Source organism: Bifidobacterium rousetti, from assembly GCF_008698235.1.
Lineage (GTDB): Bacteria > Actinomycetota > Actinomycetes > Actinomycetales > Bifidobacteriaceae > Bifidobacterium > Bifidobacterium rousetti.
This window is the reverse complement of sequence record NZ_PEBH01000007.1, coordinates 69,125-81,161: the sequence shown is the minus strand read 5'-3', so window position 1 is coordinate 81,161 and position 12,037 is coordinate 69,125. Positions and strand designations below refer to the sequence as shown.

The 12,037-nt window shown below is 66.2% G+C and carries 8 protein-coding genes; 1 reads left to right on the top strand and 7 read right to left on the bottom strand.

What is annotated here, in order from left to right; translation table 11 throughout:
• Positions 1-436: 436 nt before the first annotated feature.
• From valS to CSQ85_RS08260, 4 genes are all read right to left on the bottom strand, one after another.
• Positions 437-3,211 carry a valine--tRNA ligase gene (gene valS / locus CSQ85_RS08275; RefSeq protein WP_150383670.1) on the bottom strand — a complete coding sequence of 925 codons (2,775 nt, stop codon included), beginning with the start codon at positions 3,209-3,211 and terminating at the stop codon, positions 437-439.
• A gap of 85 nt (positions 3,212-3,296) precedes the next feature.
• A complete protein-coding gene (locus CSQ85_RS08270; RefSeq protein ID WP_190972960.1) occupies positions 3,297-5,078 on the bottom strand; it encodes an ABC transporter substrate-binding protein in 1,782 nt (593 codons plus the stop codon).
• A gap of 97 nt (positions 5,079-5,175) precedes the next feature.
• On the bottom strand, positions 5,176-5,841 hold the full coding sequence (gene nth / locus CSQ85_RS08265) for an endonuclease III (protein ID WP_190972959.1): 666 nt from the start codon (positions 5,839-5,841) through the stop codon (positions 5,176-5,178).
• Between the two features lie 156 nt (positions 5,842-5,997).
• On the bottom strand, positions 5,998-6,741 hold the full coding sequence (locus CSQ85_RS08260; RefSeq protein WP_190972973.1) for a winged helix-turn-helix transcriptional regulator: 744 nt from the start codon (positions 6,739-6,741) through the stop codon (positions 5,998-6,000).
• A gap of 365 nt (positions 6,742-7,106) precedes the next feature.
• Between CSQ85_RS08260 and CSQ85_RS08255 the strand changes: the two genes are divergently transcribed.
• Positions 7,107-7,952 carry a hypothetical protein gene (locus CSQ85_RS08255; RefSeq protein ID WP_150383667.1) on the top strand — a complete coding sequence of 282 codons (846 nt, stop codon included), beginning with the start codon at positions 7,107-7,109 and terminating at the stop codon, positions 7,950-7,952.
• Between the two features lie 45 nt (positions 7,953-7,997).
• Here CSQ85_RS08255 and CSQ85_RS08250 read toward each other — a convergent pair whose 3' ends face one another.
• The 3 genes from CSQ85_RS08250 to CSQ85_RS08240 form a co-directional block, all read right to left on the bottom strand.
• Positions 7,998-8,576, bottom strand: coding sequence for a manganese efflux pump MntP (locus tag CSQ85_RS08250; RefSeq protein WP_150383666.1), 579 nt, complete (start codon positions 8,574-8,576; stop codon positions 7,998-8,000).
• Between the two features lie 495 nt (positions 8,577-9,071).
• Positions 9,072-9,566 carry an inorganic diphosphatase gene (locus CSQ85_RS08245; RefSeq protein WP_043165914.1) on the bottom strand — a complete coding sequence of 165 codons (495 nt, stop codon included), beginning with the start codon at positions 9,564-9,566 and terminating at the stop codon, positions 9,072-9,074.
• A 78-nt stretch (positions 9,567-9,644) separates the two neighbouring features.
• The gene (locus CSQ85_RS08240) at positions 9,645-11,936 is read right to left on the bottom strand and encodes an alpha-1,4-glucan--maltose-1-phosphate maltosyltransferase (RefSeq protein ID WP_150383665.1); all 2,292 of its coding nucleotides are present in this window, start codon (positions 11,934-11,936) and stop codon (positions 9,645-9,647) included.
• Positions 11,937-12,037: the final 101 nt, after the last annotated feature.

Genomic DNA, 12,037 nt, shown 5'->3' with positions numbered 1-12,037 from the left:
ATGGAGTAGTGAAGTTCCCATGGCGCGGTGAGGGGATTTTGGAGTTTGGCGGAATTCCGCCATTTTGCGACACCGCGTCATGGGGGAGAGACCGCTTCATGGGGATTTCACCGCGCGATGGGAGGTGACACCGCGTGATGGGAGGTGACACCGCGTGTGGGGAGGCGTCACCGCGCGGTGAGGAAACCCGCCGCGCGGTGACATCGCCGCAAGACGCGAAATGGCCTCCAAATCCGTACGTATTAACGGATTCGGAGGCCATTCACGAGCCGACTGTCCGACACTACCCCTTAGAGCCGCTTCGCGGGCCAACTCGCTGCAATTACGGACGCGCTACGCGTGCGTTGTACTTGCTCGCCTGTCGGCGCACGGCCTGCAAACAGCTCCGCTGTTTGCTTCACGGCACCGTCCTGACAAGGGGAGCCAAAACCGAACGTTAGTTGCGCGGCTTCTTGGCCGGCGGCTCGCCGAGCTCGCTTTCCTCGACGATGACCTCGGCGGCGGCCTCGGTCTCGGCCTTGGCGGCTGCGGCGGCGTCCACCGCGGCTTCGGCCGTGGTCTTCACGGCCTTGGTGGCTGCGGCAAGGGCGGCGAAGTTGATCTTGCCGACCACGCGACCGGCCTCGGCGATGTCGTTGAGCGCGCCGGAGAGCGACTCGCGCACATCGTCGGCCACGCCCAGCGTGACGGACAGGATCGGGGTCTTCATCGAGACCTTGGCCTTGGACTTGATACCACGCAGCGCGGCCAGCGCCTCACCGGCGTGGGTGAGCAACTCCGGGGCGACCTTGAATGCGGCGGCCTCGTACACGTCCGGGGTCGGCCAAGCGGCGCGGTGCACCGAACCGGTGTGCATCCAGCTCCACACCTCCTCGGTGGCGTACGGCAGGTACGGGGCGAGCAGGCGGGTGAACGCGTCGAGGCCGAGGCCCAGCGCGGTGCGCGCGGAACGAACCGCGGCCTCGCTCGGCACATGGCCGGTCGCGTCGGCGGTGCCGTAGGCACGGTTCTTGACCAGCTCGATGTAGTCGTCGCAGAACTGCCAGAAGTAGTTCTCGATCGCCTCAAGCGCCTTGGAGTGCTCGTAGGCGTTGAGCGCGGCGGTCGCCTCGCGCACGACCAGCGCCATCTTCGCCATCGCGGCGCGGTCGAGCGGCTCGGTCACGTCGGCCGGGTTCCACACCACGTCCGCAGACGAGGAGACGTGATGGTTCTCGTCCTCGCGGCCGATCGCCAGCGCGAACTTCGTCGCGTTGAGCAGCTTGATTGCGAGTCGACGGCCGATCTTCATCTGGCCCTCGTCGTACGTGGCGTCGAGGCCGAGGCGGGCGGCGGCGGCCCAGTAGCGCACTGCGTCGGCGCCGAACTGCTCGATCGGCTTGTTCGGTACGACGACGTTGCCCTTGGACTTCGACATCTTCTTGTGATCCGGGTCAAGGATCCAGCCGGAGAGCGTGGTGTGCTTCCACGGCAGGCACTTGTTCTCGAGATGCGCGCGATCCACGGAGCTGAACAGCCAGGTGCGGATGATGTCCTGTCCCTGCGGGCGCAGGTCCATCGGGAACGTGGCCTTGAACAGGGCCTGGTTCTCCTCGCCGGGTTCCTCCCAGCGGGTCACGATCTGCGGGGTGAGCGAGGAGGTCGCCCACGTGTCCATGATGTCCTTCTCGGCCGTGAATCCGCCGGGCACGTCGCGCTGCGACTCGTCGAAGCCCTCCGGCACGTCGGTCGTCGGGTCGATCGGCAGGCGATCCTCGGACGGGGTGATCGGGTGGTCGTAATCCGCGGAACCATCCTCCTTGACCGGGTACCACAGCGGGAACGGGACGCCGAAGAAGCGCTGGCGGGAGATCAGCCAGTCGCCGTTGAGGCCGTGGACCCAGTTCTCGTAGCGCACGCGCATGAAGTCGGGGTGGAACTCGAGCTCGCGGCCGCGCTCGATGAGCTGGGCGTTGAGCGCTGTGTCCGTGCCGCCGTTCTTCAGGTACCACTGGCGGGAGGTGACGATCTCGAGCGGCTTGTCACCCTTCTCGTAGAAGTTCGTCATACGCTTGGTCGGGGTCGGCTCGCCGTCCAGGTCGCCGGATTCGCGCAGGTGGTCGACGATGATCTTGCGTGCGGAGAACGTGGTCTTGCCCTCGGTCTCCTCGAAGATCTTCTTGCCGCCCTCGTCGGTGATCCAGTCCGGCACGCTAGCGATGATGCGGCCGTTGCGCTGGATGATCGGACGGGTCGGCAGGTTGAGGTCGCGCCACCATTCGACGTCGGTCACGTCGCCGAAGGTGCAGCACATCGCGATACCGGCGCCCTTGTCCATCTCGGCGGCCGGGTGCGCGAGGATCGGCACCTTCACCTTGAACAGCGGGGAGTAGACGTACTGGCCGAAATACTGCTTGTAGCGATCGTCGTCCGGGTGCGCGATCAGCGCGCCGCAGGCGGCCAGCAGCTCCGGGCGGGTGGTCTCGATGTAGATCGGGGTGCCGTCCTCGAAGCGGAAGGCGACCTTGTGGTAGAAGCCCGGGTATTCGCGCGATTCCAGCTCGGCCTGGGCCACGGCGGTCTGGAAGGTCACGTCCCACAGGCCCGGCGCGTCCTTCTGGTAGGCCTCGCCGCGCGCGAGATTGCGCAGGAACGCCTTCTGGGCCACGCGACGCGGGTGCTCGCCGATGGTGTGATAGGTCTGCGACCAGTCGATCGACAGGCCCAGCTTGCGCCACAGCGCCTCGAACAGCTTCTCGTCCTCGCCGGTGAGCTTCTCGCACAGTTCGATGAAGTTCTGACGCGAGCAGGGCACCTGGTCCTTCGCGTCGATCTTCTTGCCGTCGGTGCCTTCGAACGGCGGCTTGAAGTCGGGATCGTACTTCAGGGAGGTGTCGACGCGCACGCCGTAGTAGTTCTGCACGCGGCGCTCGGTCGGCAGGCCGTTGTCGTCCCAGCCCATCGGGTAGAAGACGTCGAAGCCCTGCATGCGCTTGAATCGCGCGATGACGTCGGTGTGCGTGTAGGAGAACACGTGGCCGACGTGCAGGTGGCCGGAGACGGTGGGCGGCGGGGTGTCGATGGAGTACACGGCCTTGCGGTCGCGCGTGTTGTTGAACTTGTACGTGCCCTGCTCGTCCCAGACGGCACGCCACTTGTCTTCGAGACCGTCGACGCCCACGCGGTCCGGCAGCGGGGTCAGGTTGGCGGTGATGGATTTGGCTTCAGTCATACACGCGAGTCTATGCAGAATCGGTGACAACATTGGGATGCGGGGCTCCGGCTTCCTCGTCAGGGGTGGTCAGGGGGAGCCGGCCCTACCTGCGCGCCAGCGTCGCCAGCGGCAGTCGGTCGTCGCTCATCGCGACCGGGTATCCGGAGAGCTTCGTCGACGCCGCGACCGCGGTCTTTTTCGCGTACAGCCAGTCGCTCGCCGCGTCCTCGCTCACCGTGCGCGCGTAGGCCTTGAGCCCGGCGGCGTGGGCGTCGTCGGAGGTCGCGCCGGCCGCCGCCTGATACTGCTGTTGCGCCGTCGCGTTCGTGTAGTGCGTGACCGACGTCGGATCGGCGAACGCCGCAGTCCCCGCCTCGCCGTCCAGTTCGCCGACCATCAGCGTGAACTGCCGCGAGGCGACCCGTTCCGCCAGCTGCGCGTCGCCCGGAACCTGCACGTCGACCTTGAGTCCGGCGGCGGTCATCTGGTCCGCGACTCCGCGCGCGAGCGACTCGTATCGCGTCGGCGCGAGCAGCGTGAACGTGCCCATGTAGCGCGAGCCGAAGTACGTGAGCATCGACTTCGCGCCCGTCACATCGTGCGGCAGGATCGAGGTCAGATCCTCGTAGCCCGCCTCCAGTGGCCCGATCGGCCCGCCGAGTACGTGCGCGACGTCCGCGCGCCCGTTCGCGACCGCCTGTTTGTCGACGATCATGCGCAGCGCCTGCCGCACGCGCGGAATGGACAGGATCGACTCGGTGTCGTTGTTGTACAGCAGCGCGACCTTGCGCGTGCTCGCGCCCTCGTGCGCGGCGAGCGCGCCGTTCGACGCGTCGGCGATCGACTTCGCGGTCGCCGCCTCGGCCGGCACCGCCAGATCCACGTCGCCTCGCTTCGCGGCCTCGGCGAGCGCCGCGTCGTCGGCGTAGTAATTGAGCGTCACCGTGCCGGTCTTGGCGGTGTCGGTGGCGTTGCCGTTGCCGTCGTTGGTGGCGTTGCCGTTCCGTCCGCGGTCCGTGCGCGCCTTCAGGGTGATCTGTCCGATCTGCGAGGCCGTCTTCCCGGACGCGCCGGACTCCCCGCCGTTCCTTCCCGTTCCGGCACTGCTCGCCGCCGCGAAGTTCGCGACGATGAACGGTCCCGATCCGAGCGCCGTCGTCGCGTAGTCGACCGTCGCGTCGGCGTCGTAGACGATGCCGAGTCGGCCGGAAAGCGTGTACGGCAGCGTCGCGTCTGGACGCTCCAGGGTGATGGCGACGGTGCGTGCATCGGGATTGGCCACCGACTTCAGCGCCGCGAACGCGTGTTCGGCGCCGGGCCACTTGCCTTCGATGGCCTGCTGCAGCGACCATACGACGTCGGACGAGTCGAGCTTGTCGCCGTTGGAGAAGGTGAGGCCGTCGCGCAGCGTGAGCGTGAGCGTCAACCCGTCCGCGGACGTCTTCCATGACGACGCGACGCCGGCCGTGAGCTTGTTGTTCTCATCGCGCCCGAGCAGCGTCTGATAGACGTTGCCGATCAGCGCGCGGTCGAGTTCGGTGGAGTCGGCGGTGCGGATGTCGAGCGTGGTCGGTGCGGAGGATGCGTCCGTCGTCGCTGTCGTGGCTGACACGGGGACGGCCGTCGGATTCGACGGTGTGAGTCCCACGGTCACGGCGGAGTCGGATCGCACTGTGCCCGACGTGTACGGCAGCGGGACGCGACGGCCCAGCACCGACCATCCGCCCCAGATCAGCAGGAACAGGGCGGCCGCCACGCAGAGGAAGGTGAGCCACTGCGACAGCGGCGAGGGGGAGCGGCGTGCGCGGCGGTGACGGCGTCCGGGGGCGGGGGTGGCCTCGGACGCGCCGGACGCCCCGGAATCCGCGTCGCGTGCGTCGTTCATGCCGTCCGGACGATACGTCCCGACCTCGGCGTCACGATTCCGTCCTCTGCTGCTCCCGATCATGGAGCCCAGTCTAGGTGGCCGGCGCGATCGCCCGTCACGCCACGGCGAACGACGGGCAGGTGTCGGCCAGCGGGCAGTCGACGCAGTCGGGTTTGCGCGCGTGGCACACGTCTCGTCCGTGGAAGATGAGCCGGTGACTCAGGTCGGTCCAGTCCTCGGGCGGGAAGCAGGCGCAGATCTCGCGTTCGACCGTGACGGGGTCGGATTTCGCGATCCGCCAGTCGGAACGCCAGCGCAGGCGCCCGGTCACGCGCATGACGTGCGTGTCGACCGGGAATCCGGGCACGCCGAACGCGTTGCCAAGCACGACGTTCGCGGTCTTGCGTCCGACGCCGGGCAACGTGACGAGCTCGTCCATCGTGCGGGGCACCTCGCCGCCGAATCGCTCGTCGAGCGTGGCGGCCAGTCCCAGCAGATGCTTCGATTTGGAACGGTAGAAGCCCAAGGGGCGGATGATCGACTCCACGTCCTCCGGATTCGCGGCGGCGAGGTCGGCTGCCTCGGGGTATCGCGCGAACAGCTCCGGTGTGACCGTGTTGACGCGCTTGTCGGTGGTCTGTGCGCTCAGCACCGTCGCGATGAGCAGCTGGAGCGGGTTCGTGAAGTCGAGCGCGCACTTCGGCGCGGGGTATCGCTCGCACAGGATCGCGTACTCCGCGTGCATGCGTGCGATCCGTGCCTGTTTCGATTCGCGTGCCATCGCGTGCGCTTTCGTTGGTTGGTCGGTGCCGGTGTCGCCGGCTGTGATGAGGTGATTGGGAAATGTGAGATTTCGTCTGATATGACGTCCGAAATGTGGACAGTGATGACCCAATGTCTCACTATGTGGAATATCAAGGTTCGATTGGTGGACGTCTCAGTCGTCGAGCGGTGCGCGCTTCGCCGCGTTCTTGGCCGCGGACTCCTCCGACTCGTCGTCCGGCGGGTCGAAGCGGTAGCCGACGTTGCGCACGGTGCCGATGAGGTGCTCGTATTCGCCGCCGAGCTTGGCGCGCAGACGACGGATGTGCACGTCCACGGTGCGGGTGCCGCCGTAGTAGTCGTAGCCCCACACCTCCTGCAGCAGCTGAGCCCTAGTGAACACGCGGCCCGGATGCTGGACCAGGTACTTGAGCAGCTCGAACTCCTTGTACGCCAAGTCGATCGGACGGCCGTGCAACGAGGCTGTGTAGCCGTTCGTGTCCACGATGAGGTCGCCGGAGCGGATCTGGCCGTCCTCGGTGGTCACGCCCTTGTCGCCGGCACCCGCGGAGGCCGCGGCGGCTGGGGCGTTGCCGCGTTCGGACACCAGCCGCAGACGCCCCTCCACCTCGGCTGGCGACGCGGTGGAGACCACGACGTCGGCGATGCCCCACTGCGAGTTGACGACGGTGAAGCCGCCCTCGGTCAGGATCAGCACGATCGGCGTGGACAGGCCGGACGCGTGGATGAGGTTGCACAGGGTCTTGGCCGTGGCGAGGTCGTCACGCGCGTCGAGGAACAGGATCGTGTTCTCGGGCATCTTCACCAGACTGGCGGCGTCCATCGGCAGTACGCGCACGCGATGGGACAACAGTGCGAGCGAAGGCAGCACGGAAGCGGGGTTGCTGGCGAACGTCATCAACGTCAGGTCAGTCATATCGAACCCCCTTTTCTCTCATGAAACCGTTGCGATTGCTGTGCTCATTGTACGCGCATATCTCGGACACAAAATGTTCATATTCATGACAACTCATGGTCATTCGCACGTTTTCGCTGTGCGTTTTCCGCGCGGGGAGGCGAAACGGACGGCGGACGGGTGATCCGTCCGGTGGACCATCCGCCATCGTCCCCGGCCCATCCCATGCTGTGGGTAGGATTGTCGGGAGTCCAACTAGGTCCGCCCGCCTTCCCGCCCATGTGCGCATCCGCGTCCGTCGCGTCCGCCATGCGGGAACGTCCGGGCGGCACGTCAGGAACGCACGTCGGGAATGTGGGGAGTGAAGCATGAGCGATGACAGCAAGACGGCATGGTCGGCCAGGCGCGGGGTGATGCTCGGCGTGCAGGCCGGCGCGTATCTCCTGTTCGCGGTCTTCGGCGGCGTGTGGGCCGGCCTGTCCGTGTCCGGAGCTGACGCGGCCGCGAAGGGTGTCGCCGTGTTGCCGTCGGGAGTGGCTCCCGCGCTCATCGCCGCGATGTTGTTCGTGCTGTGCTGCTTCCATGCGAACTGGCCGTTCCGCGCCACGCTGGTCGACCGCGCGATCGGTGTGATTGTGGGCCTCCTGTCCGTGATCGCGGTCGCCTCGCCGTTGATGTCGATCTACGGCATCTCCGACGCGGACGCCGGCGATCCGATGAAGCTGCGCACCTACCCGATGGCGAAGTGGGCCGCCGTCGTGGCCGGCCTGCTCGTACTGCTGACGATCGTCTCGTTCGCCCGGCAGATGGCGCGCGAGAACCGCTCCCACCTGATCCGCGCGCTGTCCCACTGCGTGACCGGCGGCGCCGCGTCGATCTCGCTGGCCGGCTGGTTCTACCTGCCGTACGTCGCCGTGGCGGGACGCGCCGCGCTGTCGGGAGGTGCTGCCGGTGCCGGTGCTGGTAGCGGCGTGTCTGCCGTTGCCGGTGCGGGTTCGGTGACGCCGAACGATGTCGGCGCGGGCGTGTTCATCGGCGTCGTCGTCGTGATGGCGCTGTTCGCCGTGGTGCTCGCCGTCGCCTCCGTATGGTGGCTCGATGAGCTTGACCCCGATCCGAAGACCCGCTCTCCATGGGTCGGCGTCGCCCTCCTGCCGGTCATGTTCTACGGCCTCGTCGTCTTCGCCGCCGCCCTCTTCCTCCAGCTGGTCTAACGCAAAAACGTCCGTTACCGTAGTATCGGACGCGCCTCGTGCGCGTCAGAACGTGATCAGGCCGAGGTGTTCGAGCAGCACCTTGATGCCGATGAGGATCAGCACGATGCCGCCGGCGATCTGCGCCGGCTTCTGCCAGCGGGAGCCGAAGATTCGGCCGATGTAGATGCCCGCGATCGAGAACAGGGCGGTCACCACACCCATCGACGTGACCGCGAACGCCAGATTGAGCTTCATGAGTCCGAGGCTCACACCCACGGCGAACGCGTCGATGCTGCACGCCACGGCAAGCGGCAGCATGTGACGCCAGTCGAACTCCGGCGTCTCCTTGGAGTTCTCCTCGTCCTCCTCGAAGGCCTCGCGGATCATGTTGCCGCCGATGAACGCCAGCAGGCCGAAGATGATCCAATGATCCACAGCGGTCACATAGGATGCGAACGCGGCGGCGGCGAAGAAGCCGAGTAGCGGGAACAGCGCCTGGAAGCCTCCGAACCACAGTCCGCACTTCAGCGCGTCGACGAATCGGGCCTTCTTCACGGTCAGGCCCTTGCCGATGGATATGGCGAACGCGTCCATGGCGACGGAAACGGAAATAAGCAACGATTGAACAATCATCGAAATCATGGTGTGCGTCAAATGGGTTCATCCCGATGCCGGTCGACCACGTATCGACTGTGGCCGGATCACGGCGAATTCCACGGGATGGGCCTCGACCAGCGTTCCCACACGCCGCCTACGCCTAGGTGAAATTACAGATGACCAGTGTACCGTCACCCAAGTACCGTCACCCTGTCACCCTGTCACCCTGTCACCCTGTCACCCCTGTCACCCGCGTACGTATGGGACTCAGCGCAACAATTTCCCGAAACAAAGGGCCATCTCCGGAGATTGTTGCGCTGAGACCGGGGCAGCACAACAATCTCTCGAAACGATGGTTGATCTCGGGAATTTGTTGCACTGACGCCGACTCAGCGCAACAAATTCAGGAATTCAAGGCTGATTTCCGGAGATTGTTGCGCTGAGACAGCCGAATATGACAAGTATGACAAGAGGAGGGCGCCCGGAGTCTTCCGGACACCCTCCTCGGCTTGGGATCAGCTTGGAATTGTGATCAGTCGATCACTTGGCCGCGTTCGCGAGGCGCTCGCGGGCCTCCTTGATCTCCTTTTCGGCGACGTCCGCGCCGGTCCAGTAGTCACCGGGCTTGACTTCCTTGCCGGGCTCGAGGGCCTTGTACTGCTCGAAGAAGTGCTTGATCTCCTTGAGGTGGAACTCGTTGACGTCCTTGACGTCCTGGATGTCGTCGTAGCGGACGTCGGCCGGCACGCACAGCACCTTGTCGTCGCCGCCCTCCTCGTCCTCCATGTGGTACAGGGCCACGGCGCGGCACTCGATGACGCAGCCGGGGAACACGGAGTTCTTGACCATCACAAGGGCGTCGAGCGGATCGCCGTCCTCGCCGAGAGTGCCCTCGATGTAGCCGTAGTCGTCCGGGTAGCCCATGGCGGTGAACAGCTCGCGGTCGAGGAAGACGCGACCGGTCTCCTGGTCGACCTCGTACTTGTTCTTCGAGCCGCGCGGGATCTCAACCACGACGTTGAAGGTTTCAGCCATAATCGGTTTCTCCTTTATCGATATATCGATGTTTCGATGGAAACGTTCCTAACACACAATACCGCTACCGAGCAGGAATCAGTACTCGACCGTCAGCACATGCGCCACATCGGCCCACGGCGCCAGCGAGACGAAGTTGTCCCAGCTCCAGTCGAACTCGCGTCCGGTCAGCTCGTCGCGCACGTGCGCGCCCTTGTCCGGGTCGATGCCGAGCGACGGCAGATCGAGGTGCACGCCGGACTGGTGCGCGTTATGGCAGTCGAGGTTCACGACGACGATCAGCGTCTCCGGCTTGCCCGAGGCGGTGAGCTCGGCGGGCGTGTGGCGCGCGAAGGCGAGGATGTTCGGGTCGGTGGTCTCGAGCACCGTGAGGTTGTGGTAGCTGAACGCGTCCACATGATCGCGACGGATCTCGTTGAGCGAGGTCAGGAGCTTGGCGATGCCGAACTTCTTGGCCAGCGACCAGTCGCGGATCTTGACCTCGTACTTCTCGTTGTCGATCTGCTCCTCGAAGCCGGGGCGCTGCTTGTTCTCGATCAGCTCGTAGCCGTTGTAGATGCCCCACGACGGCGAGCCCATCGCGGCCAGCACCGCGCGCACCGCGTGGCCGGCGATGCCGTTGTCGCGCACATAGGCGGTGAGGATGTCCGGAGTGGTCGGCCAGAACGTGTTGTGCTGGTAGTAGCCGTCGTCGCCGTTCGTCTCGGCGAGGTACTCGGCCAGCTCCTCCTTGGTGTTGCGCCACGGGAAGTAGCAGTGCGACTGCGTGAAGCCCACGTAGCTCAGCGCACGCATCATGCCCGGGCGGGTAAACGCCTCGGCGAGGAAGATCACCTCCGGGTGACGCTTGGTCACGGCGGCGATGACGTCCTGCCAGAAACGCACCGGCTTGGTGTGCGGGTTGTCGATGCGGAAGACCGTCACGCCCGCTTCGATCCACAGGTTGAGGATACGCTCGACCTCCTTCTCGATGCCGGGCATGTCGGCGTTGAAGTCGATCGGGTAGATGTCCTGGTACTTCTTCGGCGGGTTCTCGGCGAACGCGATCGAGCCGTCCGGCTTGGTGCGGAACCAGGTCGGGTGCTCCTTGACCCACGGGTGGTCGGGCGAGCACTGCAGCGCGAAGTCGAGCGCGACCTCGAGACCGAGCTCATGCGCCTTGGCGGTGAGGGCCTTGAAGTCGTCCATCGTACCGAGCTTCGGGTCGACGGTGTCGTGGCCGCCCTCGGCCGAGCCGATGCCGAACACCGAACCGGGATCGTCCGGGCCGGCGACCAGCGCGTTGTTCTTGCCCTTGCGGTTGGTGGTGCCGATCGGGAAGATCGGCGGCAGGTAGACGATGTCGAAGCCTTCGGCCTTCGCGCGCTCGAGTCCGGAGACGGACGTCTTCAGCGTGCCCTGCACGATCTTGTGCGTCTCCTGATCGATGTACGCGCCCTCGGAGCGCGGGAAGAACTGGTACCACGCGGCGAAGCTGGACTTCGGGCGCTCGACCTTGAAGGCCTGCGGGGCGCTCGCGGACAGGCCGTCGCGCAGCGGGTTGGTGCGGTGCAGCTCGGTGACGGTGTCGGAGGTGGCGGCCGCCAGACGCTCCTTGGGCGTCAGGGTCTTGTCCTCCATCACCTTGGCGGCGTCGCGCAGCAGGCGACGCTCGTGCTGCGGCAGGTGCGCGTCGGCGGTGTCGGCCCAGCGCGTGAGCAGCTGGGCGCCGGAGGCGAGCGCGTTCTCCACGTCGTCGTTGACCTCGACCTTGATCGCCGCGTCGTGCAGCCAGGAGGCGTACGTGTCCTCCCAGCCCTCGACGGTGACGGACCACAGGCCCAGCTGACGCTTGACGGCGCCGAAGGCCGGCTCCCACGGCTTGGCGTCGGAGCGCTCGCCGCAGGTCAGGGTCACGGCCCAGCGGTCGAGACCGGGGTTGACGCACGTCATCGGCAGGCGCTGCGTCTCCTTGCCGCGGGCGTTGCGGACGACCGCGGTGGCGCCGACCTTGGTACGGCCTTCGATGAACACCTGCGCGGTGACCTCGAACGGCTCGCCGAGCTCGACGCGCGCCGGGTAGATGCCGCGCTCCTCGTTCGGGGTGACATCCATGACGTTGACGCGACCGAACTGGCCGGGCTCCTCGATCGGCAGCGACGGGGCGGGGACCTCGCCGGGCTCGGTGACCTTCGCCGGCGTCTTGGCTGCGGCCTTGGCGCGGGTCGTGCGGGGCTTGCGGGCGCGCGTGGTCTTCGGCTTGTCGCCCTTCGCGGTCTTCGAGGCCCTGGCGGTCTTCTTCTCCGCGTTCTGCGCGGAGACGCCGGCGGAGGCTTCCTCGGCTAGCGCCGGCGCGGTGGTATCGTTTTCATTCTCGGACAGCTGTGACATGGCGTCCTCTCCTTACCTCAGTACGCATCACGCATGGATGATGCCATACGCCCCATTGTAGGGGGCAAACCGACGAAATCACAGGGATGATGCGGCCGCAT

Coding starts and splice junctions, on each gene's coding strand:
- CSQ85_RS08255 (WP_150383667.1), top strand. CDS start 7,107: ATGAGCGATGACAGCAAGACGGCATGGTCGGCCAGGCGCGGGGTGATG.
- CSQ85_RS08245 (WP_043165914.1), bottom strand. CDS start 9,566: ATGGCTGAAACCTTCAACGTCGTGGTTGAGATCCCGCGCGGCTCGAAG.
- CSQ85_RS08240 (WP_150383665.1), bottom strand. CDS start 11,936: ATGTCACAGCTGTCCGAGAATGAAAACGATACCACCGCGCCGGCGCTA.
- valS (WP_150383670.1), bottom strand. CDS start 3,211: ATGACTGAAGCCAAATCCATCACCGCCAACCTGACCCCGCTGCCGGAC.
- CSQ85_RS08250 (WP_150383666.1), bottom strand. CDS start 8,576: ATGATTTCGATGATTGTTCAATCGTTGCTTATTTCCGTTTCCGTCGCC.
- CSQ85_RS08260 (WP_190972973.1), bottom strand. CDS start 6,741: ATGACGTTCGCCAGCAACCCCGCTTCCGTGCTGCCTTCGCTCGCACTG.
- nth (WP_190972959.1), bottom strand. CDS start 5,841: ATGGCACGCGAATCGAAACAGGCACGGATCGCACGCATGCACGCGGAG.
- CSQ85_RS08270 (WP_190972960.1), bottom strand. CDS start 5,078: ATGAACGACGCACGCGACGCGGATTCCGGGGCGTCCGGCGCGTCCGAG.